We start from the raw sequence: 23,192 nt of genomic DNA, 5'->3' as shown, positions 1-23,192 counted from the left end.
TTTGTGGGATGGCCTGCCTTATCAATTCTAAACAACTGCGCTGAAAGCATCGTAAATATCATATAATCGCAGCCATCACATATAGACACATTAAATCCTCTCACCATACAACTGACCCATAACACTTATAAACTGCTTGGCTGCTGGATAAAAACCAATCTAAATCAACATCAAACTTCATTTTCAAAGCAATCACAAGATCCAATGATGGCTTGTATTTATCTTTTTCTAATTCGCTTAATACTCCTTGTGATACCCCAATGATCTGTGAGAATTCAGTTTGACTAAGCTTGTTCAACTTTCTGATATATTTTAACTTTTCTCCTATACTCCTCATTATTCCACCTTCTGTCTAAAAATTAAAAAACAGCCCCAAAATAATTTTATTTATAGGGACTGTCAAGTTAGCTAAGCTATTAAGTTATTCTTAGGAAGATGTTTATCTTATAACATCATATAGAAAATACCCTGTCCATTTTCACTATAAAAACATGAAAACTCGAATCAGTGAATAATAAACACTCAGGTACTTTTTTTCATTTATTCCGTCTTTACTCGCTTTACGGGCATTTGCTTTGTCTCATTTGATGTTATAAGCTGTCTCATTCGATAATATAATTAGTCTCAATTGATGATATAACCCACAACTGGAATTTTTTATTTGTTAAAGTTTCGTTGTCTCATGGCCTCAAATAATAGCACCGTAGAAGCCATCGCTGCGTTTAGTGATTCCGCTTGCCCCTGCATCGGAATGAATACCGACTCATCCACCATGCGCGCGGTAGCAGCAGAAATACCCTGGCCTTCGTTTCCGATCACAAGCCAAGTGGAAGCGCGCAAATCTATGGTATAGCATGACAAGCTCGCATCCAGCGAGGTGCTGAGCAAGCGGGCACCTTTACTTTTGGCCTGCGGTAAAAGCTCCTCCAGGCTGCCTTCAATCACCGGCAGGTGAAACAACGATCCCATTGTGGAGCGGATCGTTTTGGGATTGTACAGGTCGGCGCAGCCATGACCCAATATAACGCCTGCGGCTCCGGCAGCGTCCGCGCTGCGTATGATGGTACCTACATTGCCGGGGTCCTGTACCCCGTCCAGCACCATCACCAGTGCATCCGGCTGCTCCAGCAATGCCGGGAATGCACTGCGTTCCTCCTTACGCACGATTGCAAAGACGGACTGCGGCGTCTTCGTATCGGTGCATTTCGCAATGACCGCCGCCGACACGGGAATCCATTCCACCGGCTGGTCGGCTTGATCCAGGCCATTCAGCTCTGCGGGAATGCCCTTGTCCAAATCATAAGCGATGCTTTCGACAGCCGCGTCTGAGCGCAGCGCTTCCTGCACCAGATGAATACCCTCGACAATATATTTATGCTGCCGTGTGCGATGCTTTTTCTCCAGCAGTTGCGCCCATTCTTTTACACGCGCATTATTCGGTGAAATGATTTCCATTCGTTTAACCTTCCATTTCTTTTGTCCGTTTCTTAAAAAATAAATGATGCATCACTTGTACTTGAACATCAAGCCTCATTAGGCTGCAAAAGCCAACTCCAGCTTGGTCAGATCATCCTTGTGGCCCACAATGACCAGCACATCACCCGACTCCAGACGATCTTCGGCATAAGGGGAAATGTTCATTTCCTGATTTCTGCGAATCGCCATCACATTGCAGCCGAAGCGTGCACGTATGTCTAGCTCCTTCAGATTTTTGCCAATCATGGAATCGGCGGCTCTCATCTCCAAAATACTGTAGTCCTTGGATAGCTCGATATAATCCAAAATGTTGGGAGATGTCAAATGATGGGCTACCCGCAGCCCCATATCTCGTTCAGGATAAACTACTTTATCCGCACCTATCTTTTGCAGCACTTTCCCATGCAGTTCATTTTGTGCCTTGACCACAAGAGCTGGTACGCCCATGTCCTTGAGAATCAATGTCGTCAGAATACTGGCCTGTATATCTTCACCAATCGCAACTACGATTACGTCAAAATTACGGATACCCAGCGCTCGCAGCGCTTCCTCATCCGTCGAATCAGCAGACACCGCATGCGTCACAATATTCGACATTTCCTGTGTACGCTGCTCGTCCGAGTCAATAGCCAGCACATCAAAACCCATCTCACTCAGCGCACTGGCAACACTGGAACCAAAACGGCCCATACCAATGACCGCATACTGTTTTTTTGCCATTCCTTCTTTACCTCCCGATCACCATACTGTCCGTCATAGTATAGCATATCATGCTACAAACATAAATTTTGACATACTTATGCCAAATGCTTCTCCATGTATACTGGACAACAGCCCAAGCCATAATACATTCGACCACTACTACAACATACGGGAGGTACACATGCCCATTACAATGGATTTACGACAAGCAATTGTTCACAAAGTACACGGCAAATCAGAAGCTGATCTTACGGATATGATTATTGGATCAGTGGACGGACCGGAGGCCGCTTTGCCTGGATTGGGTGTCATTCTTGAAATTGCTTGGAAGCATATGAGTCCAAACCAGCAGCACGATTTCGTCCATTTGGCACATGAACAAATTGATAAAATCAAACCCGTACCCTTAACCTAGCTCTAGCTAATCAAGTTCTTGTTCAGGTTTAATTGTAATTGTGCTCATTATTCTACCCGTATTCGAAAACGAGAATAGTCCACTCGCATTAACCTCGAGTGGACTATTCGTTGTATACATCAAATGACTGAGATCAGACTGTTCCTTAAATCTTATGGAGCCATTTCCAAAAACTTAGCTGTCGGATTTTTCTCCATAGCCGTACGCATTGCATACTCGTTTTCGAACAAGGCGACATAATTGCCCTTCTTATCCTTCACCAGCGTGGAGTTAATACGGAACTTACTCGGATCAATCTGTTCATCCACAATCCAGCGTGCAAATTGGAACGGCATACGTTGAAGCTGTACATCAACTCCATATTCACCCTTCATTCGGTACTCAAATACTTCAAATTGCAGTTGGCCGACAACACCCAGTAGTGTATCGTCAAAGCTTACCGTACGGAACACCTGAATCATACCTTCCTCGGTCAACTGGTCAATACCTTTCAGATACTGCTTGTGCTTCAAGGCATTTTTCACCGTTACCTTAGCAAAAATCTCAGGCGAGAAGGTCGGCAATTCATCAAATACAACCTCGCTACCTTGACTGAGTGAATCACCAATACGGAAAATACCCGGGTCAAACAATCCTATAATATCGCCAGGAAAAGCCTCCTCGACAATATCACGGTCCTGTGCCAGGAACTGCTGTGGCTGGGACAGCTTAATTTCCTTACCCATCCGTACATGCTTAACACTCATCCCGCGTTGAAACTTACCGGAGACAATACGCAAAAATGCAATACGGTCACGGTGAGCCGGGTTCATGTTTGCTTGAATTTTAAATACATAGCCGGTAAATTTCTCGTTCGTTGGCTCAATTTCCCCAGCTGTACTGCGGCGCGGCTCCGGCTTAGGAGCAAGCTGAAGGAAGTTTTCCAAAAATGTTTGTACGCCAAAGTTATTAATCGCACTGCCAAAGAATACAGGTGTTAATTCTCCACGCTGTACTTTCTCCATGTCAAAAGGGTCACCTGCAACGTCAAGCAACTCCAAGTCTTGGCATAATTGGTCATGCAAATATTCGCCCGCCATCTCGCGAATGATCGGATCATTGTAATCTTCCACTTTTTGCACTTTGATCGTGGAATGGTCATCTCCCTGAAACAGCTCGACCTGATTTTTGACACGGTCATAGACACCACACAGCTCGCGTCCTGTACCAATCGGCCAGTTCATAGGCACCGAACGGATGCCAAGCACCTGTTCCAGTTCCTCCATCAAATCAAAAGGACTGCGTCCCTCACGGTCCAGTTTGTTAATGAAGGTGAAAATCGGTATTCCGCGCTTCGCACAAACCTGAAACAGCTTAATCGTTTGCGCTTCCACACCTTTCGCTACGTCAATCAGCATGACTGCACTATCTGCTGCTGTTAATGTGCGATACGTGTCTTCACTGAAATCCTGGTGACCCGGGGTATCTAGAATATTAATGCGATGACCATTATAATCAAATTGCATTACTGAGGACGTTACCGAGATCCCCCGCTGTTTTTCAATCTCCATCCAGTCACTCGTCGCATGCTTGCTTGCTTTACGAGCTTTGACTGTACCTGCAAGACGAATTGCGCCCCCGAACAGCAGCAGCTTTTCCGTCAGTGTCGTTTTACCCGCATCCGGGTGAGAAATAATTGCAAACGTACGGCGTTTGTCGACTTCCTGTTGAAGTAAATCTATTGTTTTACTCATTTCACATATCCCTTCATGATCAAATCCATTGCATTTCTGCTCAAGCTATTCATAAAAAGGCCATGATGCACGCCTATTTTCATAAGTTCATCGGCTCATTACCGTTAGCTCCAGTATTCGGCGTACTCCGTTACCATATTCATTATAAATACGATCTATTTACATGTTTTAGCCTGCCTTTAACTTATAATCAGTTGCAAACTGAAAACCTGAGACTAAGCTATTATAGCATACTCCGAACGCAAAGCATCCCCTTACATCCTGAAAGGACATAGGGGGATGCTGGACAAATCGGGATTACTGAACGCCGCCTACTCGCCAGATGACATTATCTTCGTCCTGACCGCTAACCGGCCACCACTTGAAGCCATCCTGCTCCAAAAGCTTGTGAGCACCTTCCGGTCCCCATGAGCCTGCAGCATAGGTTTCCAGCGTATCTGGGGTCTGCTGCCAAGCTTTGGCGATTCGATCGACGAATCCCCATGCTGTGGCGACCTCATCCCAACGCGTGAAGTACGTCGAATCACCCTCAATCGCATCCATCAGCAACCGTTCATAAGCCTCCGGTGAGTTGATACCCACCATACAGCTTTGGCAAAAATCCATAGCCAGCGGCTCAATATCTGATTCCGAACCGGGTTTCTTGGCATTGATTTTAATGTAAATGCCCTCCATCGGATTGACCCGAATGACGAGCAAGTTCGGTTCCAGCTTATGCTTTTGACCGAGGTAGACATTCGTTGGCATGCTCTTAAATTCCACAACGATCTCCGTTGTTTTTACAGGAAGACGTTTGCCCGTACGAATGTAGAAAGGTACGCCAGCCCAACGGAAATTATCTACAAACACGCGTGAAGCAAAATAAGTCTCTGTGTTCGATTGTGGATCAACCTTGTCTTCTTGACGATACCCTGGCAACTGCTGGCCGCGATAACTGCCTTCGGTGTATTGACCACGTACCACATTGGTCTTCACATCCTCGGACGATTCAAAAGGACGTAGCGAACGCAGCACTTTCACTTTTTCATCGCGGATGTCCTCAGGCAACAAACGACTAGGTGGTTCCATCGCAATCATCGTTAGCATTTGCAGCATATGATTCTGTCCCATATCCCGCAAGGCGCCGGAATGATCGTAGTAACCTCCGCGTTCCTCCACCCCTACCGTTTCACTAAGCGTAATTTGCACATTGGCAATATGCTTATTATTCCACAGCGGTTCAAAGAAGGCGTTAGCGAAGCGAATCACCTCAATATTTTGCACCATTTCCTTACCAAGATAGTGATCAATCCGATAAATTTCTTCTTCGGCAAATACTTCACGTATTTCTACGTTCAACTCTTGTGCAGATTCAAGGTTGTAACCGAATGGCTTCTCAATAACCAGACGATTCCAGCCCTTGCCATCCATCATGCCGCCCTCTTTCAAGCTCTTCGACACGCTTCCGAATAATTCAGGAGCCAAGGCCAAATAAAACAACCGATTTCCCGGTATGTTAAACTTGCTTTCTATAGACTCCGTCTGCTGTCTCAGCTCATGAAACCCTTCGACATTGTTGATATCCAGCGATTTATATTCAAAATGCTCGGCAAATGCCTGCCATTCTTGATCATTTTCTGCTTTGTAGCGACTAAACTCCTGTATGGAAGCGTACAGGTCATTACGGAATTCTTCCTCTGTGCGAGGACGCCTTGCTACACCAATAACGGCAAAATCTTCAGCAAGCTTGCCTTCGCGGTACAAGCTGTAAATAGCAGGAAATAGCTTACGGCGAGCCAAATCGCCCGTAGCGCCAAAAATAAACAAAACTGCGCCTTGCGTCACAACAGATTCTTTAGCAGGTATGTCAGCCATGAAGTACCTCATTCTTCCCATGTCAAGATTCCGCAATCCATAATCCCCGAAATCCGCATGTAGTATTGTGTATATTTATACAAGATCATACTTGATTTTCGAAAAACATGGAACTAAAGATTTGATGACATTTTATCATATTCTACATGGATAAGCTATCCGATGAATCATAAATTTACCTTATAAGTCAGTATTCAATCGTGATGAGCGGAAAACCGAGCGTTATACGTGTATCCTGCTGCTCCTTATCTTCATGTACAGCCATCTGCATGTGGACCTGATGCTCACCGCTTTGAATCATTAACGGCAGCTCCGGAGCTTCGTAGGATACAGCCACAGTAGTTGCATCTGTATATCTTTCTTTGGCCTGCATGGAGAAGTTCCCTGCTAAGCTCGCCTCTGTTAGTTTCATCAGTTGATCCACAGATTCCTTTGCATGCAGCGAACGCTGAACGGCTGTGTTCCACTGCGCTTGAACCCCCACAGACTTTAATTGCTCAGCACAGAGCTTATGAAGCTGGATCAACTGCTCACGTCCTGCATCATTGCTCTCCAGTTGAACGACTACATACCATTGTCCAGTTTGACGTTCCATCACATTTAAGCGGATTTTTAGGTTCTCACTATCACGAACAGAACGATAAACCGTGTGGCCATTTTCTACGAGTTTGTTTACTGTGGGTATATTCAGTTGATCAGCTATCTGTGCGGCCACATCTGCCGGATCTTCATTGTTAGAAATCCAATCGCCTTGCCACTTCACAACCAGCTTATCCAACGTACCCGGGGTCTGATCCGAGATGATTAACAATGAGCGTAAAGCCGTTTCTGCCTCGCGGGAATCATATCGGTTTGTCTGAAGGGCTCCGTAGCGCCATCCAGCCAGTACCAACACTGTTCCTAATACCAAAATCGTAATAACTCCCTTTTTAATCATCTCTATTTTTAACATTGCCGTTCCTCCCCCTCCATAACCATTCGTTCCTCGCATATTTGCTATGGTATACTTTCTTTTTTTCGGCTGGATTGAAATCTATGAATCTATCAATAGCATTCCCGTTGTCAGAGGTTTTATACGCGCAGGAACGCAGCAAACCTTTCAAAAATATTCATCTGCCTACTGGGTGTTCGACCATACATCGTAGGCACCGTAAGAATAGACTATGATCACAACGCATCTTACACCAAAAGAGGTGAAATCATGTTTCCCATTTATCCTGTAAATGAAGCCAGTGTGGCACCTCATGGCGGACGGCTGGTCTGTGCCGTTATGCATGATGGTACACGACACATCGGCATCATAAGTGGGTGCAGCAAAGGCAAGCTGATGTTGAACGGATATCCCCCCTCCTTTCCTGGCAGTCTCTATGCCGGGAGCTATAGTAACAAAGGAAAACAAACATCCAAAAAAATTCCCTCTAAAAAGAAAAAAAGGAATCCTAAAAACAAAACTCATTCCTCTGCCAAACTAAATACCTTAATTAAGCCGCCCAACGCACCTCTAAGTCCATCCGTCCCTTATGACGCAGCCGGATTTGCTGGAAAGGGCTATGGTGGTTATGGAAATGGTGGAGCAGGCTATGGCGGCGGGTACGGTGGATATGGATACGGGGCAGGGCTTGCACTAGATCTGGCTTTAATCGCCTTTCTATTCCTCCTTATCTAAGCATCGTGTTGCAGAACGCAAAAAAACCGGAGGACTATTCATCGTCTCCGGTTCTTTGTATTCGTTCGTTCTACATTCTACTCTGCTAATCCGTTCTTGTAGGCATAGATCGCCGCCTGTGTACGGTCCTCCACTCCTAATTTGGCGAGAAGGTTCGTGACATGGAATTTTACCGTCTTAATCCCGATAATCAGCTCATCTGCGATATCCTGATTAGATTTCCCTTGTGCCAACAAGCGAAGCACCTCCATCTCACGATCTGTCAGATCCGTATGCGCGGGCGCCTCAGCCTGTGGCTGGCGGAATCTATTCATCATCTTGGAGGCCACCTGTGACTCTAGTACGGACTGTCCGCGTGCAGCTGCACGGATCGCATCCGCTATCTCGGAAGCACGGGACGTTTTGAGCAAATAGCTGAATGCCCCTGCCTCAATGACCGGATACATTTTCTCGTCGTCCAAATAACTCGTCAGCACAATCACCTTAGTCTCTGGAAGCAGGCGTGTCACTTGGCGTGTCGTCTCGATGCCATCCATACCATCCATAACCAGATCCATCAAAATCACATTTGGCTTGTATTCTGAAGCCAACCGTATGCCTTCTTCTCCACTCCCGGCTTCGCCGACCACTTCAATACCATCTTCCGTCCCTAGCACCGCCGCAAGTCCAATCCGTACCATTTCATGGTCGTCTACCAGCAGTACGCTAATCGGTAATCCCGTTTCCATGATCATCGTTCCTTCCACTTTCATCATTAATAACTGGCACTGACACCTCGATCCGTGTCCCTTTTCCCGGAGCCGTTATATACTGAATAGCTCCCCCAATCTCACTGACCCGCTCCTGCATCGTGGATAATCCATATGAAGTCTGCTTTTTCTCATCCAGTTCAAATCCGATACCGTTATCCCGAATCGTCAGCCTGATGGAATCCGGGCGTTGCACGATACGAATTTCCATGCGGGTTGCTTTGGCATGGCGCAATGTATTAGACATCGCTTCTTGAACAATACGAAACAAGTGGTTCTCAATGCCTTTAACCAACTGTACGCCGCTTTCCATCTCAAAATCAATCTCCATCGGTACCTTTGCCTGCAACTCCTGTACCAAATCGCGCAAACCCTGCTCAAGCCGTTTCCCTTCCAGATAGACAGGCCGTAGATGAAGTAGTAACGCCCGCATTTCGGATTGTGCCACGGAAGACATTTCTTCAATCAACGCAACTTGACGCTGTGCTTTATCAAAATCCTTATCCAGCGTCCTGCCCACAGCCGTCGCCGTCATTGAAATAGCGAACAATTGCTGCGATACTGCGTCATGCAACTCTCTGGCCAGCCGCTGCCGCTCCTCCACAATCGCAGTCATCCGTGCCTGTTCTGCCAGCTGAGCATTATCCGTGGATAAGCGTTGTAACGACGTAACCTGTTCCTGCCATTTACGCCCGATCCGTTCCAGCTGCTCTCCCAGCCTGCCTAGCTCATCATGCCCCAGTGGTGGCAACTCACGTGCAGGAGTCCCCTTTTCCCACATCAGCAACGTCTCTCTCAACATTTCCAGCCTGCTTTTAAAGCGATAGCTCTCATAAAATCCGTACATTGCCCCTGTACCAATCAGCACCAGTATAACGGCTCCTGCAAATTTCAATATCATTCCCCAGGTTGGGAACGACTTCACATATCCATATGTATACAGCATATAAAAGACAACTACGCCCACAACAACACACAGGAGGATACCTTCACCCATACTGCGGGTTACCATGTTGGACGTTTTTTTATGATTCATCCCGGCTCCTCCTGATTCAATAAAATCGGATGCGGACATCGCCCGCCAAGTACGAAACGACAAACTTCACTTTATATTCACTCTGCTCAAAATGTGGAGACTTCCAAACCAGTCGATTGAGCATACCCGCCTCATGATCCCGGTCAAACTGAATTTGCCCGAACAATACGAACATCTCCACCTCTACACCGTAATTATCCGGTAGCGTGATGTCAATGTCACCGAAGATCCCCTGCAAAAATATGACGGATTCACGTTCCTCTGGGAGAGCCAACGTCAGATCCGCATCCACATCTCCAACCACATGCCATATACTTGTGCTACGCAAGCTCCAAGGCACTTCATCCCATTTATGATTGGATATAAAATTGTGCTTGAATATGGAGCTTTGACCTTTATGCAGCTTCCTTGAACGTGAATAGAATACAGCTAATGATGCCAGTGTGACCACCACAAACAGGAACAAATGATCCAGCACCAACAGTCCGGCACCAATCGCGAGCATCGTGTAACCCTTTTTGATCTTGGAATTGCGAATCTTATATATTCCGGCCAACATCAGGATCAGTGCAACCACGGAGAGGAACCCAATCCACTGACCGAATAAAATGATAACTCCGATACCGATCCCTGCCAGTGCCAAGGCTGATTTTCTTCTCTCCATGCTGCACCCCCTTTTTGTTTATACAGGAAGGAAAAGCCATAGTGGCGCGACATTCCGCCATATGGCTTTCCCGAACCATACAGATTGAGCACGATCATTGACCAGTGTCCATTCCATACAGCATATCATAATGTCTTGTTTCCGAGTAGTCAGTCCTTCTTCATATCGACTGGTTTAGCACCTGTCTGAATTTTGGACTTAAGTTGTTGAAGCTGCTCATCCACTTTAAACTGTTTTTCAGCCTCAGCCGGATTAACATATGCTTCTCCTGGAGCTTGACGGTAAGGAGCACGCAGTACATCAGCTTCAGCTTCCATTTGCATGATTTTTTCTTCCATACGGTGGAAGCCCAGTGAAGCAGACCCACTTTCAATCGTGTGCAGACTATTGATTTGAGACATTTGCTTTTTGGCTTTCGCCATTTGAGCACGGGATACCAGCTCATTGCGCTTGTTGCGCATTTTATAGAATTCATCTTTCATGTCGTGAAGCTGCTGTACCAATTCTTTTGCTTGAAGCTCAGCTTGTGTATGCAGGTCGCGGTATTCGTCCTGCTTTTGCACAAAATAAATCTTCTCTCCCAACAGCTTGCGTGCTACTTCTTCCTGACCATTTCGCAATGCGGATTCAGCTTGCTTTTCACGCTCATTGGATACACGTACCGCTTCCTCCAAACGCTGTTTCATACGTCGTTCATTCGCCATTTGCTTGGCAACCGTTACCTCAGCCTCATGAATTTCCGCCTCCATATCGCGCAAATATTGATTCAGCATAATAATCGGGTCTTCCACTTTATCCAACACTTCATTCACCGATGCTCTTGTCATATCCTTCATTCTTTTAAAGATTCCCATTATTTACGATCTCCCTTCTCAAATTGCTCTAATTTTTTGCGTAACTCTGCCAACTCTTTTTTCATTGCTTTTTTCTCGATATCTTCCATCATGGAATCCAGGTCACTGTTCTGACCTGTGTTAAATTTGGATGAGCTGCGGGCATCTTGGCCAAAAAATGGGTTCGAATTGCCGTATGCACCGCCCTGATTGTAACCAGTTCCCTGCCCATACTGCGATCTTGTATTGTTACTGCCATAATAGCGTGGATCCTGTTGATTGTAGGGTCCGCTGTCAGGGCCAAATCCTCCATCGAAAGGAGATCTCGGCTCCTTGGAGATAACCAGGGCCGCAATCACATAAATCATAAATGTGGTTCCTGCTGTAATAAAGAAACTGATCACAACCAGAATACGAATCCATGTTGAGTCCATTCCTGTTGCGTCAGAAAGACCGCCACATACACCTGTTATTACTCTATCCCGGCTTGATCTGTAAATTCGGGTCATAATCAACTTACTCCTTCCCGCTGTTGTTCAGCTTACTTTTCAGTCTCGCCCACTCTTGTTCGAGCAGCGATCCACCGCCTTGAGCATCCCGTGCATGGTCGCCCTCACCCCGACGTAAATCACGCAGACTCATCGTTTCTGCTTCCATATCGGCTACCCGGTCTTCCAAGCGGTTGAACATTCGGGGAACATTTCGCCCACCGTATGTACCAGCCCGTTCGTTCATTTGCTGCTGGAGTCTCAACGTCTGTACACGTGCCGCATAATACTGACGCTTGCTGTGTACCGTTTGATATTCGGTTTTTAACGTATCTAACTGTTGTTCTAGCTCACGTAGTGATTCACGGCTCTGCTCCCACAGCTCTCTATACTGCTCTTCTTTTTCTGCATATAGCATTTTTTCCTGAAGGGCCAGCTTCGCGACATGTTCTTCATCAGCCTTCAAAGCCAGTAGCGCCTGTTCCTCCCGTTTGGTCTGCATGGACAATGCATGATCCAACTGCTGCTTCATCTGTCTTGTATGCACTGCATACTGTTGATGGAGTTTTTCCGCTTCGGCAATTTCCTGGCGGGTATTATACAAGAACTGGTCAATCAGTTGCACCGGGTCTTGGCTTTGTTCCAAATGCTCATTGAAGGTCGCTACCGTAATATCGCGCATTCTTCGAAAAACACTCATTTGCGTCTACTCCTTTCACAATTCGTATTTTCATAATTTCGCACTTCGTTACTGCAATCTTTCTTCATTTCGCCAAACTGCTAAAATCAGTAACGTCTTCTGCGGTCACTCAGCAGGGAAACACCAAATATGATTAACCCGATTGCCAGCAGAGGCCCCAGAAGCCAGGACAGTTTGCCAAGCAAAATCAGTACCCCGAGTACAAGCACGATCCAGCCGAAGAGCGCATTTCCTTTTTTCACACCATAGTAGCCTAGCATGATCATAGCTATCGGAATTAAGTAGCCAATCAGATGTCCTACAAAGTGACCGAAAAACGGAGTAAACTTACCGAGCAGCATAATCGAACCTAACACGATCAGTACAATTGCTAACCCATTCCCTTTGTTAACTCTCATCATCTCTCACCGCCTTTCACTGTGTCTTGCTTATGTTCTTATTGTACGCTGACCTAGCGTTCCACAAAACGGACCCCAGACGGTTTTTGCACCTAGACCTAAGTCGGGGATGAATATAGACCTGCGGCTATCACCCTCTATGCTGTTCTGCTGCACGGGCTATTGAGTCTTGCTCACCCGCTTGCTTGGAGCCTAGTGAAAGGACGAGACAAGCTAGTAACGCTATAGCTGCAACCATATAAGGCAGGTTAATATGAACATCGAACAGCAGCCCCGCAATTAATGGTCCAATCACATTACCCAAACTTGTATAAGATGAGTTCATTCCAGCCACGAACCCCTGCTCATCCCCGGCCTGCCGTGATAAGGATGTGCTTACTGCCGGACGAAGAATGTCCATGGCCAGAAAAATGAACACACCCCCAATAGCCAAATAGAGGTGAATTACTTTTTTCTCTCTAAAACGATTAATGATCCATCCAAATATAGTTGCTTGGATAACTGCTCCCATAATGGAGCCTGTCGTTATAATGATGGCAATATCCATCGGTGTAAAACCATACTTGTGGTCAACAAACAGTCCAAATACTGTTTCAAAGTTTGCTAACCCAAAAGCAACGACAAATACAATGAGTAAACCCATGAAATATGGAGATTGATATGACTTGGCAAATTGCTGCAAAAGATTTTCTTTTTGACGTGGAAGCTCTCTATTATATTGTTGCTTTTCCTTGCTTAAAGACTCAGGCAGTACTAACAGAGACAAGATAGCTGCTATTCCCGCAGCTCCTGCTGCCGCAAAAAAGGGAATGCGTATTCCATATGTGGCAAGCAAACCGCCAATCCCTGGCCCGATTATGAAGCCTGTGTTGATCGCTGCATTGATCATGCCCATTCCCTTGCCTCTTTCCTCAAACGAGGTCACGTCAGCGACATAGGCCATAATAGAAGGAGTAAGCAACGCAGCCCCTGCTCCGCCCATGATTCGTGCTATGAACAGGGTAGGAATAGAACTCGCTAGTCCAAAAACAAGCTCTGATAACATGAAGATGAACATCCCGGAAACAATCAACTTTTTACGTCCATAACGATCAGACAACTTTCCTGACAATGGTGATAATAAAAGCTGTGTCAGCGTAAAAGCTGCAACCATCAGTCCCATCGAGGAACCATTCATTCCTAGTTCGCTTATAAATTTAGATAAAACAGGAACAACTAATCCAATCCCCATGAATGCCAAAAAAATGTTAAGAATCAATAACAGCATTGCTCCCCGACTTTTTGTCAGTATAGACATATTTCCACCCTTCCGTTTCAGTACCCCTTTTATTTATCATTAGATAAACTCTTTATTAGCTATCTTCAAAAAACAAAAAACTTAAATTGTTTTTCTAGTTTCCTTATAAAAAATAGCCTCTTCAAATATGCAACATATTGTTGAGGCTATTTTTTATTTTTCGACCAACCCAAATAACAAAATATCTACAATAGCATAAGTTGCTTCCTCTACCGTCACACTGTTATCCAGAAAGAAACGCTGATCAAGCATTAAATTTACAGAATCAATAATAAGCTTCATGATAAGAGCCTCATTTTTGTTCACAATAATTCCTTCTCGGATGCCCTCCTGAATTAATGTTCTAATCTGAGACCAATCATTTAAATCGGCATGCACCCTTTTCCATTGCTCAGGATAATATTTTTTCATCTGATCCAATATTCGCAAATCGTAAAACTTATAATATTGAGGCATGACCCTAATCGACTGCTTAATCTTTTCTAACAAAGATAATTCATCGTTTTCGATAATTTGCTCAGTTTTTCGAATCATATCATTATTTGTACGTTCAATAAGTGTTTCCAAAATGAGCGTCTTAGACGAAAAATTTTCATATAAAGTACGCTTACTGATGGCTAGTCTTTTCGCAAGATCATCCATGGTAAATTTCAATCCACTTTCATGTGCTTCCTCTACAAAAGCTTCTAAAATTCTTTCCTGCATATTCGTCCTCATTTCTCTTGTACTTAATAAACTATACATGTTTTTTTAGTACCAACATCCTACTACAATCAAAGACCTGGTCAAATTTATATCTATCAAAAAAAGATCTAAGCAAAGTCCTTGCCTTCAACTAATCTAAATCCAAGTTAGCCTTATTGCCAAAATCATGAATATACATAATAAAAAAGGATGATAAAATGCTTTTAAGCACTTTATCATCCTTTTGTGTATACCGGCGAGAGGACTCGAACCTCCACGGTTTCCCACTCGATACCGAATACAATCTTGATAATACTTTGTTTGATGAAGTAAAAAAAGTGTTGCTCGTCGATTTCGACCCGCAAGGTAATCTGTCGATGTACTTTGGTATTGAGCAGCGGGATCAACTTCCGTAGCTATGGTCTGCGACAGGACTAACTCAGTTGCTCAGTATCAAGGAATTTAGAATACTTGTACAACTTCTTTAATATCATCAATTTCCTCAAGAATTGCGCGCTCAATAGCAACCTTTAACGTAATCGTAGCACTTGGGCAACCATTGCAAGCTCCCAAAAATCTTAGTTTTGCTATACCGTTCTCAACCTCGACCAGTTCAGCATCTCCACCGTCACGCAGTAAGAAAGGACGTAGTTTGAGAAGAACTTCCGATACTTCATCGAATAAAACTCCATTTTCATCCATTATGTCAACTCCTCCCATTGTTTTACCAACCGTCAATTCAGACCTTTTTTCACCCTAGATCGTCTGAGTGATCCTTTGCTTTTTGCCTAAGAGTGACCTCTTGATCCGAAAGTTCCCTTATAAGCGTATGAATAGAGTCTAAAGGTATCATCACACCACAACTTGCGCTCAATCCTGACAGCATATTGAAGCAGAACTGAAGTTTTCGTATCTCTCGGGTAATTTGAGCTAGTTCTGAATCGTCCGAATTATTTTTCTTCATTACTAGCACCTCGCACTTCTTTAAAGAATGATAAAGGTTTGATCTATTAAATTAATGAATCAACCGATGCTTCCTTCCATCTCAAATTGAATCAACCGATTCATTTCAACGGCATATTCCATTGGCAATTCTTTGGTAAACGGTTCAATAAAGCCCATTACAATCATTTGTGTAGCATCTTGTTCTGTAAGCCCGCGGCTCATTAAGTAAAACAATTGTTCCTCGGACACTTTGGATACTGTTGCCTCGTGCTCCAAAGTAATCTGATCGTTTTTAATTTCATTGTACGGAATCGTATCTGATGTTGACATGTTGTCCAATATCAACGTATCGCACTTAATATTGGACTTGGACCCTGCGGAATCGCGGCTGAAGCTGGACAACCCTCGGTAGTTTACTTTTCCGCCCTGCTTGCTGATGGATTTGGATATAATCGTAGATGTTGTCTCGGGAGCAAGGTGAATTACCTTCGCGCCAGCATCTTGATGCTGATCTTTACCGGCTACGGCAATAGACAGGATGGACCCCTTGGCTCCCCGTCCTTTCAATAATACTGCCGGATACTTCATTGTTACCTTGGAGCCGATGTTGCCGTCCACCCATTCCATTGTGGCATTTTCTTCTGCCACAGCCCTTTGGGTTACCAAGTTGTAGATATTAGGAGCCCAATTCTGAATGGTCGTGTAACGGACACGGGAATCTTTCCGGCAAATAATTTCAATAACTCCACTATGCAGAGAACTGGTACTATAAATAGGTGCTGTACATCCTTCAACATAATGGACAAAGCTGCCCTCTTCGGCAATAATTAATGTCCGCTCGAATTGACCCATATTTTCAGAATTAATACGGAAATAACCTTGTATAGGAACCTCGCACTGAACACCCTTCGGAATGTATACAAAGCTACCGCCTGACCAAACCGCACTATTAAGCGCCGCAAATTTATTGTCGGCGGGAGGGATGATCGTCCCAAAATGTTGCTTAAACACTTCGGGGTATTGCTTTAATGCACTATCCGTATCAAGGAAAATAACGCCCTGATCCTCCAGGTCTTTCCGCATGCTGTGATAAACTACTTCCGACTCATATTGAGCGGATACGCCCGCCAGGAATTTTTGCTCCGCTTCAGGGATTCCCAGCTTGTCAAAGGTTGCTTTGATCTCGGAAGGAACCTCCTCCCAGGTCTTTCCCTGTTTTTCAGAAGGGCGAACGTAATACTGGATGTCATCAAGATTTAGCCCGGTCAAATCCGCTCCCCATTCAGGCATCGGCATTTTGTAGAATTGATTCAAAGCTTTCAACCGAAAATTGAGCATCCACTCCGGCTCTTCCTTGATTCGGGAAATTTCCCGGACAATCTCTTCCGTCAGACCTTTTCCAGATTGAAAAATAGACTGGTGCTTGTCGCGAAACCCATATTTATATTCGCCCATATCTGGTGCTTTTTTAGCCATTAGTATCACTCCTTTTTAACCTTTCAAGATTCATTTTGATTTGCTATGATCTGCCGAGCTTGCTTTCCACTAAATCTTTTAGGCGACTGCGAACACCTTCCAGTGGGATCTCCGAAATGACAGGAGCGAGAAATCCGAAAATAACAAGATGTTCGGCTTCACTCCGTGATATCCCGCGCGACATCAGATAATAGATTTGCTCTGCATTTACTTGCCCCACGGATGCAGCATGACCCGCGGTTACATCATCCTCATCTATCAGCAGGATCGGATTGGCATCGCCGCGAGCTTTAGGACTTAGCATAAGCACGCGTTCTGTTTGCTGACCATCACAATGGGTTGCACCTTTTTCAATCTTTGTAATGCCGTTGATAATGGCCGTAGCTTCTTCAAGCATGACTGCACGCGTAATCATCTGGCTTACCGAGCTTCTGCCAAAATGCTGAGCTTGAGTTGTATAGCTCGATTTTTGATTGCCCATGCCAATAGCAATCACCTTATTGTCGGAGACCGCCCCGTTGCCTTGTAGCAAAGTCTTGGTATCGCTGGCGGTATAACCATTGTTCATCTCACCGATAATCCATTCCACACCCCCATCAGCAAGAACGACCGCCCGTCGCTGGGTGAAATCTGTTGTAGTTGCAGCAAGCTGATGAACCGAAGCTACTTGCACCTTTGAACCCGCCCCCGCGAAGACCTCCGTCACACCGTTATGCAATACCTTGACATCATCACCACTCGATACACAATTATCCACATAAGTGATCTTGCTATTGCTCCCTGCCACAATTAAGACGTGAGGAGCAAAACACACACCGCTTGTATCGTTAAGAAAGATCGCTTGAATAGGTGCTTCAACCTCTACACCGTCTGGGACATATAGAAAAACGCCACCACTCCATAAGGCACTGTGTGCAGCAGATAAACGATGTTCTTCTGGCTTTACTGCCTGAAAGAGATAACGTTGAACCAGCTCCTCATGCTCTTTTGCCGCAGTATGCAGATCCGTTAAAATGACTCCCTGGGCGGCTAAGCTCTCGGACAATTTCGTATACACTACATCCGAGTTGAACTGAACGATTAGTCCGCCTTTCACCGGAGAAGCAACCAAACCTCGAACAACCTCCGGCACTTCCTCCAAACTAGACCACGCATTCTCAGCTTTGTAATCTCCACTTTCGTAGATATCCCATTTTTCAAGATTGATTTTCTCCACTTTAGGCAACTCCAGCGTCCCTGCCAGTTCGAGTGCGTGAACGCGGCGTTCAATCAGCCAACGAGGTTCATCCTTAGCGCTTGACCATGCGCGTAAATCGTCCACATTCATTGAAACTCTAGCTTGTATATCCACGTGCTGTTCCTCCTCTCCGGCTTTTAAGCTTCCCTTACCGTCTCATCCGTAATCCCAAGTTCCTCCTTCACCCAATCGTATCCTTCAGCCTCCAAACGGTGGGCAAGCTCCGGACCGCCAGATTTAACTATCCGGCCTTGCATCATGACATGCACAAAATCCGGGGTAATATAATTCAACAGTCGTTGATAATGGGTGATGATTAAAAAGCCTCTATCCGGGCTGCGCATCTCATTTACGCCATTGGCCACAATACGCAGTGCATCAATATCAAGCCCTGAGTCCACTTCATCCAGGATCACAAACTTGGGTTCAAGTAGCATCATTTGCAAAATCTCATTCCGCTTTTTTTCACCGCCAGAGAATCCCTCATTCAAATAACGATGCACAAATTCCGGGTTCATCTCGAGCCCCTTCATTTTGCTCTCCATTTCACGGATAAAACGGATTAAGGATATCTCATCGCCTTCTTCACGCCGTGCATTGATGGCACTTCTGAGAAAATCCGAGTTGGTCACGCCAGCAATTTCACTTGGGTATTGCATAGCGAGGAACAAGCCTGCCTGGGCACGCTCATCCACCTCCATCTCCAGAAGGTCTTCATTGTCCAATGTCACCTTACCGCCAGTAACCTCATATTTGGGATGGCCCATTAAAGCTGAAGCCAATGTACTTTTTCCCGTCCCATTAGGCCCCATAATCGCATGAATCTCTCCGCCATGAATCTCCAGTGTGAGCCCTTTTAAAATTTCTTTCCCTTCAATCTTGGATCTTAATTCCTCAATCTTTAATGTCGTCATTTATCGTAAACTTCCCTTCGGAGTATTCTTCGGCACGCGCCACCAAATCACTCATAAATTTTCCAATAGTCTGCAGCTCAACCTCTGAATAGGATTCAATGAATTGGTAAAACCTTTCTTCTTTTTCTTTGTGCAGTTCTTTATGCAAATGATAAACGTGTCTTCCCTTATCCGTTAAACTAAAGTAAATCTCCTTACGATTGCTGTTCAGTTGACTTCTCATAATGAAGCCCATTTCCAGCAGCTTTGCACTAATTTTAGTAATGCTAGCTTTGGACAACCCCATCTTCTCCACAATCCCGGTATGATTTATCGGTTCATAATCACCAATGCAATCAATAACGTGTACACTAGTAATATTGTTGGAGAGCATGTCAATCTGGTACTTTCTGGCCTGTTGCCGAAACGAGTTAAATTCTTGTTCAGTATACAGCTCATTCAGATGTAGCATTTTAATATATTGCTCGTAAAGATGACCTTTAAAATGATTTTGAAACTCCAATTTCCCAATCTCCCCTCTCTTGTAGTAGTTGCAGACCAAGTTCAGTGTCACCATTAGATTATTTTTTGTTCACTAGTGAACAAAATTATATTAACACAATTGATATTGATTATCAATATCAATTGTGTTAAATGTGACGCAATTTTGGAGGCGCTTTTCATGGGTTTGTTGTCATTGTCATCGGCCTCACGCTGTGTTTTGACTAGGGCACGTCCCGGAAATGGTTTTGAATACCTCTGATCAATCCTGCTTTGCGGGGGTTGAACAATGGAACCAATTCGGCAGCACCCGGATGGATCTGGTAACCGAAGCCAAATCCAATACCGTTGCCTATGAACGTCATGGTACACCTGCCACAGACCGGGGTCGCTACCGTAAAAAGAGGACAAAGGTGGTGCTTGGCCGAGCTGTTTTAAAGCCGTATCGCCGCGTTTGAGTACGCTATTGTGAGCATGTATGGCAAAGAATAATCCGTCAGTTACCTGTGTCTGGATATGTTATGGGGCCAAAGAGTATACCAAAAACTGTGGTTTTTGCTGGTGAATCCGAACAGGCAATGCTCCATTCTAGCCAGCACCGATCTGACACTGGAGGCGCCCTAGATCATCGAACTTTATACCGCCCGGTTCAAAATCAAATGCACCTTCTGGGCGCTAAAGCAATCCATCGGCGGATTCAGCTACCACTTTTGTAACAAATCCATTCCGAAGCTCAACCGGTATTTGAAAAAGGATCGGGTTCACCCTCTGGAGTTATTGGAAGAGGAGAAAGCGCAACGGGACATCCGCCTAACTGTAAAGATGAGAATGGTAAACGATAACCAAAATGGATCCCTACGGGGCTTAAGATAAAAGGAACCAAGAAAAGAGCCGAAATCTTGCTTCAGGAAGCCAGGAAGAATTATCATATGGAAGGACAAGCACTCGCGGTTGAAAACGAAGATATGCTGTAAGAGTAAAAGCGGCTACTCCATCCGGTAATAGCAAAAGGCTGTTCGCAGACTTTATGCTTCAATGGCTAGAGATGATGAAAACAGTATCGGGCTTATCTCCTATATCTCCTATTCCGACACTGTAAAAGGCCGCGTAGATCCTTTTTCCGAGAGAAAGGGATGTATTGCTTGATGATTTAACTACAGAGGATTTTCAGACCTTGTATACCCATGAAATGAATGTGCAAGGTGTCAGCGCCAATACCGTTATTCATTACCACGCGAACATTTGCAGAGCCCTTCAGTATGCCGTGAAAATAAAGCTGATTGTAGCGAATCTCCCTGACTTAGTTGAAAGCCCAAAAAAGAACAATTACGTCGTGAGCTTCTACAATGCCGAGGAGCTGGATCAACTCCTCGCAGTAATCCGAGGCGAAAGAATTGAGCTTTCCGTTATCCTGGCTGCCTTTTATGGGCTAAGCCGAAGCGAGGTCGTAGGATTAAAATGGTCGGCTATTGATTTATTGAATTGGACTATTAATATTAAACATACCGCCACATCGGGCAATTTGAATGGTAGATATATTGAAATTGAAAAGGACCGAACCAAGAATAAAGCCAGTCGCCGTATACTGCAACTGGTGGACACGTTCTATGAGCTTCTGATTCGTATGAAGGAATAACAGGAATCCTATCGCTTATCTTCTGACAATTCTTATTGTCTTGAATACCTGGAGTATATTTATGTAGATGTATTAGGGGGAAGCACGAAAGAAGTTCAGGAATGGCTGGGTCACAGTGATTACGCAATAATAGCCAATATTTATTCGCATTTGGAGTACTACTCGAAAGTATCTTCAGCTCAAACAATGAGTGAGGTACTAAAACTCGAATAAAAAAAGCTCACTAGAGAATGTCTCTAATGAACTCTTTTAGTTAATACCGGCGAGAGGACTCGAACCTCCACGGTTTCCCACTCGATTTTGAGTCGAGCGCGTCTGCCATTCCGCCACGCCGGCGTATTCAATTATGGAGGCGCCACCCAGATTTGAACTGGGGAATAAAGCTTTTGCAGAGCTTTGCCTTACCACTTGGCTATGGCGCCAGAGTGTAACAAAGCGGACGACGGGAATCGAACCCGCGACCCTCGCCTTGGCAAGGCGATGCTCTACCGCTGAGCCACGTCCGCATAAAGATGGCTGGGGATATAGGATTTGAACCTATGCATGACGGAGTCAAAGTCCGTTGCCTTACCGCTTGGCTAATCCCCAATAAGTAAAGGGCGGCCGATGGGGCTTGAACCCACGAATGCCGGAGTCACAGTCCGGTGCGTTAACCACTTCGCCACGACCGCCGCAAGTAATGAATAATTGGCAGGGGCAGCAGGAATTGAACCCACACCAACGGTTTTGGAGACCGTTGTTCTACCTTTAAACTATGCCCCTATAAAACTGGTGGAGGATGATGGATTCGAACCACCGAACCCGTAAGGGAGCAGATTTACAGTCTGATGCGTTTGGCCACTTCGCTAATCCTCCAAAAATGGTGCCGGCGAGAGGACTTGAACCCCCAACCTACTGATTACAAGTCAGTTGCTCTACCAGTTGAGCTACACCGGCACATAAAATATTCAATTAAAAGTGGCTCGGGACGGAATCGAACCGCCGACACGAGGATTTTCAGTCCTCTGCTCTACCGACTGAGCTACCGAGCCTTAGAATAAGGCTCTTCATTACACATTATAATACTAATGGCGGAACTGACGGGATTCGAACCCGCGATCTCCTGCGTGACAGGCAGGCATGTTAGGCCTCTACACCACAGTTCCATAATAATTTTTAATTGGTTGCGGGGGCAGGATTTGAACCTGCGACCTTCGGGTTATGAGCCCGACGAGCTACCGAACTGCTCCACCCCGCGACAATAATAAATATTAATTTTTCAAATGGTGGAGGCTGAGGGGCTCGAACCCCCGACCCTCTGCTTGTAAGGCAGATGCTCTCCCAGCTGAGCTAAGCCTCCACACCGAAACACTTTTCATATTATACCATAATAAACTTTTTATTGCAAGTTGTTTCATGATATTTTTATGACCCGTAGGGGATTCGAACCCCTGTTACCTCCGTGAAAGGGAGGTGTCTTAACCCCTTGACCAACGGGCCATGCTACAAATGAATTATGGCGGAGAGAGAGGGATTCGAACCCTCGAGACGCTTTTGGCGCCTACACGATTTCCAATCGTGCTCCTTCGGCCAACTCGGACACCTCTCCATATGGCTCCCCGAACAGGACTCGAACCTGTGACAACTCGATTAACAGTCGAGTGCTCTACCAACTGAGCTATCAGGGAATATTAAGCATTTGTTTCAAGGTGTTACACCCTGAAAACTGGATCCGAAACTCATTTGCGTTTTATTTTTAGGATAAGCCCTCGACCGATTAGTATTGGTCAGCTCCATGCATTACTGCACTTCCACCCCCAACCTATCTAC

Annotated in this window: 23 protein-coding genes, 15 tRNA genes and 1 pseudogene; 4 read left to right on the top strand and 35 right to left on the bottom strand. The window is 45.1% G+C overall.

Annotation, left to right across the window (positions count from 1 at the left end; all coding sequences use genetic code 11):
- Positions 1-100 precede the first annotated feature (100 nt).
- The 3 genes and pseudogenes from AC6EJC_RS06180 to AC6EJC_RS06170 all read right to left on the bottom strand — a co-directional run.
- Entirely contained in the window at positions 101-337 is a 237-nt protein-coding gene (locus AC6EJC_RS06180) for a helix-turn-helix domain-containing protein (RefSeq protein WP_444953199.1), read from the bottom strand.
- Positions 338-657: 320 nt separating this feature from the next.
- On the bottom strand, positions 658-1,455 hold the full coding sequence (locus AC6EJC_RS06175; RefSeq protein WP_444953198.1) for a TrmH family RNA methyltransferase: 798 nt from the start codon (positions 1,453-1,455) through the stop codon (positions 658-660).
- A 78-nt stretch (positions 1,456-1,533) separates the two neighbouring features.
- Positions 1,534-2,199 (bottom strand): annotated as a pseudogene (locus tag AC6EJC_RS06170) (potassium channel family protein); the annotation flags it as partial.
- 160 nt (positions 2,200-2,359) lie between these two features.
- Between AC6EJC_RS06170 and AC6EJC_RS06165 the strand changes: the two are divergent.
- Complete coding sequence (locus tag AC6EJC_RS06165) at positions 2,360-2,593, top strand: small acid-soluble spore protein SspI (protein WP_016819939.1); 234 nt, start codon at positions 2,360-2,362, stop codon at positions 2,591-2,593.
- A gap of 152 nt (positions 2,594-2,745) precedes the next feature.
- Here the strand turns inward: AC6EJC_RS06165 and AC6EJC_RS06160 are convergent, their stop codons facing one another.
- From AC6EJC_RS06160 to AC6EJC_RS06150, 3 genes are all read right to left on the bottom strand, one after another.
- Entirely contained in the window at positions 2,746-4,326 is a 1,581-nt protein-coding gene (locus AC6EJC_RS06160; RefSeq protein ID WP_444953197.1) for a peptide chain release factor 3, read from the bottom strand.
- A 297-nt stretch (positions 4,327-4,623) separates the two neighbouring features.
- Positions 4,624-6,180, bottom strand: a complete 1,557-nt coding sequence (zwf, locus tag AC6EJC_RS06155) for a glucose-6-phosphate dehydrogenase (protein WP_444953196.1) — start codon at positions 6,178-6,180, stop codon at positions 4,624-4,626.
- 187 nt (positions 6,181-6,367) lie between these two features.
- Positions 6,368-7,132: a YwmB family TATA-box binding protein gene (locus AC6EJC_RS06150; protein WP_444953195.1), complete on the bottom strand. Its 765-nt coding sequence runs from the start codon at positions 7,130-7,132 to the stop codon at positions 6,368-6,370.
- Between the two features lie 249 nt (positions 7,133-7,381).
- On the opposite strand from AC6EJC_RS06150, the gene AC6EJC_RS06145 reads away from it, so the two are divergent.
- Positions 7,382-7,846, top strand: coding sequence for a hypothetical protein (locus AC6EJC_RS06145; RefSeq protein WP_444953194.1), 465 nt, complete (start codon positions 7,382-7,384; stop codon positions 7,844-7,846).
- Positions 7,847-7,923: 77 nt separating this feature from the next.
- Here the strand turns inward: AC6EJC_RS06145 and AC6EJC_RS06140 are convergent, their stop codons facing one another.
- The 14 genes from AC6EJC_RS06140 to AC6EJC_RS06075 all read right to left on the bottom strand — a co-directional run bounded on the left by AC6EJC_RS06140 (position 7,924) and on the right by AC6EJC_RS06075 (position 19,769).
- On the bottom strand, positions 7,924-8,574 hold the full coding sequence (locus tag AC6EJC_RS06140; RefSeq protein ID WP_444953221.1) for a response regulator: 651 nt from the start codon (positions 8,572-8,574) through the stop codon (positions 7,924-7,926).
- Entirely contained in the window at positions 8,552-9,631 is a 1,080-nt protein-coding gene (locus AC6EJC_RS06135) for a sensor histidine kinase (protein ID WP_444953193.1), read from the bottom strand. Before AC6EJC_RS06135 ends, AC6EJC_RS06140 begins: the two co-directional genes overlap by 23 nt.
- 16 nt (positions 9,632-9,647) lie before the next feature.
- Positions 9,648-10,295, bottom strand: a complete 648-nt coding sequence (gene liaF, locus AC6EJC_RS06130) for a cell wall-active antibiotics response protein LiaF (RefSeq protein ID WP_444953192.1) — start codon at positions 10,293-10,295, stop codon at positions 9,648-9,650.
- 149 nt (positions 10,296-10,444) lie between these two features.
- Positions 10,445-11,149, bottom strand: coding sequence for a PspA/IM30 family protein (locus AC6EJC_RS06125; RefSeq protein WP_061829898.1), 705 nt, complete (start codon positions 11,147-11,149; stop codon positions 10,445-10,447).
- Entirely contained in the window at positions 11,149-11,637 is a 489-nt protein-coding gene (locus AC6EJC_RS06120; protein WP_444953191.1) for a PspC domain-containing protein, read from the bottom strand. Before AC6EJC_RS06120 ends, AC6EJC_RS06125 begins: the two co-directional genes overlap by 1 nt.
- A gap of 7 nt (positions 11,638-11,644) precedes the next feature.
- The gene (locus AC6EJC_RS06115; RefSeq protein WP_444953190.1) at positions 11,645-12,316 is read right to left on the bottom strand and encodes a PspA/IM30 family protein; all 672 of its coding nucleotides are present in this window, start codon (positions 12,314-12,316) and stop codon (positions 11,645-11,647) included.
- 86 nt (positions 12,317-12,402) lie between these two features.
- Positions 12,403-12,714, bottom strand: coding sequence for a LiaF transmembrane domain-containing protein (locus AC6EJC_RS06110; protein ID WP_444953220.1), 312 nt, complete (start codon positions 12,712-12,714; stop codon positions 12,403-12,405).
- Between the two features lie 130 nt (positions 12,715-12,844).
- The gene (locus tag AC6EJC_RS06105; RefSeq protein WP_444953189.1) at positions 12,845-14,011 is read right to left on the bottom strand and encodes an MFS transporter; all 1,167 of its coding nucleotides are present in this window, start codon (positions 14,009-14,011) and stop codon (positions 12,845-12,847) included.
- A 153-nt stretch (positions 14,012-14,164) separates the two neighbouring features.
- Positions 14,165-14,716: a TetR/AcrR family transcriptional regulator gene (locus AC6EJC_RS06100; protein WP_444953188.1), complete on the bottom strand. Its 552-nt coding sequence runs from the start codon at positions 14,714-14,716 to the stop codon at positions 14,165-14,167.
- A gap of 441 nt (positions 14,717-15,157) precedes the next feature.
- Complete coding sequence (locus AC6EJC_RS06095; protein ID WP_013373004.1) at positions 15,158-15,397, bottom strand: NifU family protein; 240 nt, start codon at positions 15,395-15,397, stop codon at positions 15,158-15,160.
- Between the two features lie 321 nt (positions 15,398-15,718).
- Positions 15,719-17,116: a Fe-S cluster assembly protein SufB gene (gene sufB, locus AC6EJC_RS06090; protein ID WP_190297942.1), complete on the bottom strand. Its 1,398-nt coding sequence runs from the start codon at positions 17,114-17,116 to the stop codon at positions 15,719-15,721.
- Between the two features lie 43 nt (positions 17,117-17,159).
- Positions 17,160-18,467 (bottom strand): Fe-S cluster assembly protein SufD, encoded by a 1,308-nt coding sequence (gene sufD / locus AC6EJC_RS06085; protein ID WP_444953186.1) that lies wholly within the window; start codon positions 18,465-18,467, stop codon positions 17,160-17,162.
- A gap of 23 nt (positions 18,468-18,490) precedes the next feature.
- The gene (sufC, locus tag AC6EJC_RS06080; RefSeq protein WP_023990247.1) at positions 18,491-19,267 is read right to left on the bottom strand and encodes a Fe-S cluster assembly ATPase SufC; all 777 of its coding nucleotides are present in this window, start codon (positions 19,265-19,267) and stop codon (positions 18,491-18,493) included.
- On the bottom strand, positions 19,248-19,769 hold the full coding sequence (locus AC6EJC_RS06075) for a MarR family transcriptional regulator (protein ID WP_023990248.1): 522 nt from the start codon (positions 19,767-19,769) through the stop codon (positions 19,248-19,250). Before AC6EJC_RS06075 ends, sufC begins: the two co-directional genes overlap by 20 nt.
- Positions 19,770-19,989: 220 nt before the next feature.
- On the opposite strand from AC6EJC_RS06075, the gene AC6EJC_RS06070 reads away from it, so the two are divergent.
- Both AC6EJC_RS06070 and AC6EJC_RS06065 read left to right on the top strand, forming a co-directional pair.
- A complete protein-coding gene (locus AC6EJC_RS06070) occupies positions 19,990-20,205 on the top strand; it encodes a hypothetical protein (protein ID WP_444953185.1) in 216 nt (71 codons plus the stop codon).
- 680 nt (positions 20,206-20,885) lie between these two features.
- The gene (locus tag AC6EJC_RS06065) at positions 20,886-21,383 is read left to right on the top strand and encodes a tyrosine-type recombinase/integrase (RefSeq protein WP_444953184.1); all 498 of its coding nucleotides are present in this window, start codon (positions 20,886-20,888) and stop codon (positions 21,381-21,383) included.
- A gap of 257 nt (positions 21,384-21,640) precedes the next feature.
- Here AC6EJC_RS06065 and AC6EJC_RS06060 read toward each other — a convergent pair.
- The 15 genes from AC6EJC_RS06060 to AC6EJC_RS05990 all read right to left on the bottom strand — a co-directional run bounded on the left by AC6EJC_RS06060 (position 21,641) and on the right by AC6EJC_RS05990 (position 23,050).
- Positions 21,641-21,719, bottom strand: a tRNA-Leu gene (locus AC6EJC_RS06060).
- Between the two features lie 11 nt (positions 21,720-21,730).
- Positions 21,731-21,805, bottom strand: a tRNA-Cys gene (locus AC6EJC_RS06055).
- 12 nt (positions 21,806-21,817) lie between these two features.
- Positions 21,818-21,889: transfer RNA gene (locus AC6EJC_RS06050), tRNA-Gly, on the bottom strand.
- 7 nt (positions 21,890-21,896) lie between these two features.
- A tRNA-Gln gene (locus AC6EJC_RS06045) sits at positions 21,897-21,971 on the bottom strand.
- Positions 21,972-21,981: 10 nt separating this feature from the next.
- Positions 21,982-22,054 (bottom strand) — tRNA-His (locus tag AC6EJC_RS06040).
- A 17-nt stretch (positions 22,055-22,071) separates the two neighbouring features.
- A tRNA-Trp gene (locus AC6EJC_RS06035) sits at positions 22,072-22,145 on the bottom strand.
- Between the two features lie 7 nt (positions 22,146-22,152).
- Positions 22,153-22,238 (bottom strand) — tRNA-Tyr (locus AC6EJC_RS06030).
- A 5-nt stretch (positions 22,239-22,243) separates the two neighbouring features.
- A tRNA-Thr gene (locus AC6EJC_RS06025) sits at positions 22,244-22,319 on the bottom strand.
- Between the two features lie 22 nt (positions 22,320-22,341).
- Positions 22,342-22,414, bottom strand: a tRNA-Phe gene (locus tag AC6EJC_RS06020).
- A 37-nt stretch (positions 22,415-22,451) separates the two neighbouring features.
- Positions 22,452-22,528 (bottom strand) — tRNA-Asp (locus AC6EJC_RS06015).
- 15 nt (positions 22,529-22,543) lie between these two features.
- A tRNA-Met gene (locus tag AC6EJC_RS06010) sits at positions 22,544-22,620 on the bottom strand.
- A 26-nt stretch (positions 22,621-22,646) separates the two neighbouring features.
- Positions 22,647-22,722: transfer RNA gene (locus AC6EJC_RS06005), tRNA-Val, on the bottom strand.
- Between the two features lie 68 nt (positions 22,723-22,790).
- Positions 22,791-22,862, bottom strand: a tRNA-Glu gene (locus tag AC6EJC_RS06000).
- 17 nt (positions 22,863-22,879) lie between these two features.
- A tRNA-Ser gene (locus AC6EJC_RS05995) sits at positions 22,880-22,971 on the bottom strand.
- Positions 22,972-22,974: 3 nt separating this feature from the next.
- Positions 22,975-23,050, bottom strand: a tRNA-Asn gene (locus AC6EJC_RS05990).
- Positions 23,051-23,192: the final 142 nt, after the last annotated feature.

The organism is Paenibacillus sp. TY11, from assembly GCF_059772165.1.
The sequence above is the reverse complement of the archived record's forward strand: the minus strand, read 5'-3'. Positions and strand labels throughout refer to the sequence as shown.

Excerpts from the sequence above, each read along its gene's own strand:
- zwf (WP_444953196.1), bottom strand. The coding sequence starts at position 6,180 with ATGGCTGACATACCTGCTAAAGAATCTGTTGTGACGCAAGGCGCAGTT.
- AC6EJC_RS06125 (WP_061829898.1), bottom strand. The coding sequence starts at position 11,149 with ATGGGAATCTTTAAAAGAATGAAGGATATGACAAGAGCATCGGTGAAT.
- liaF (WP_444953192.1), bottom strand. The coding sequence starts at position 10,295 with ATGGAGAGAAGAAAATCAGCCTTGGCACTGGCAGGGATCGGTATCGGA.
- AC6EJC_RS06180 (WP_444953199.1), bottom strand. The coding sequence starts at position 337 with ATGAGGAGTATAGGAGAAAAGTTAAAATATATCAGAAAGTTGAACAAG.
- sufB (WP_190297942.1), bottom strand. The coding sequence starts at position 17,116 with ATGGCTAAAAAAGCACCAGATATGGGCGAATATAAATATGGGTTTCGC.
- AC6EJC_RS06070 (WP_444953185.1), top strand. The coding sequence starts at position 19,990 with ATGGTTTTGAATACCTCTGATCAATCCTGCTTTGCGGGGGTTGAACAA.
- sufC (WP_023990247.1), bottom strand. The coding sequence starts at position 19,267 with ATGACGACATTAAAGATTGAGGAATTAAGATCCAAGATTGAAGGGAAA.
- AC6EJC_RS06160 (WP_444953197.1), bottom strand. The coding sequence starts at position 4,326 with ATGAGTAAAACAATAGATTTACTTCAACAGGAAGTCGACAAACGCCGT.
- AC6EJC_RS06175 (WP_444953198.1), bottom strand. The coding sequence starts at position 1,455 with ATGGAAATCATTTCACCGAATAATGCGCGTGTAAAAGAATGGGCGCAA.
- AC6EJC_RS06100 (WP_444953188.1), bottom strand. The coding sequence starts at position 14,716 with ATGCAGGAAAGAATTTTAGAAGCTTTTGTAGAGGAAGCACATGAAAGT.
- AC6EJC_RS06165 (WP_016819939.1), top strand. The coding sequence starts at position 2,360 with ATGCCCATTACAATGGATTTACGACAAGCAATTGTTCACAAAGTACAC.
- AC6EJC_RS06105 (WP_444953189.1), bottom strand. The coding sequence starts at position 14,011 with ATGTCTATACTGACAAAAAGTCGGGGAGCAATGCTGTTATTGATTCTT.
- AC6EJC_RS06095 (WP_013373004.1), bottom strand. The coding sequence starts at position 15,397 with ATGGATGAAAATGGAGTTTTATTCGATGAAGTATCGGAAGTTCTTCTC.
- AC6EJC_RS06140 (WP_444953221.1), bottom strand. The coding sequence starts at position 8,574 with ATGGAAACGGGATTACCGATTAGCGTACTGCTGGTAGACGACCATGAA.
- AC6EJC_RS06115 (WP_444953190.1), bottom strand. The coding sequence starts at position 12,316 with ATGAGTGTTTTTCGAAGAATGCGCGATATTACGGTAGCGACCTTCAAT.
- AC6EJC_RS06150 (WP_444953195.1), bottom strand. The coding sequence starts at position 7,132 with ATGTTAAAAATAGAGATGATTAAAAAGGGAGTTATTACGATTTTGGTA.
- AC6EJC_RS06120 (WP_444953191.1), bottom strand. The coding sequence starts at position 11,637 with ATGACCCGAATTTACAGATCAAGCCGGGATAGAGTAATAACAGGTGTA.
- AC6EJC_RS06145 (WP_444953194.1), top strand. The coding sequence starts at position 7,382 with ATGTTTCCCATTTATCCTGTAAATGAAGCCAGTGTGGCACCTCATGGC.
- AC6EJC_RS06135 (WP_444953193.1), bottom strand. The coding sequence starts at position 9,631 with ATGAATCATAAAAAAACGTCCAACATGGTAACCCGCAGTATGGGTGAA.
- AC6EJC_RS06110 (WP_444953220.1), bottom strand. The coding sequence starts at position 12,714 with ATGAGAGTTAACAAAGGGAATGGGTTAGCAATTGTACTGATCGTGTTA.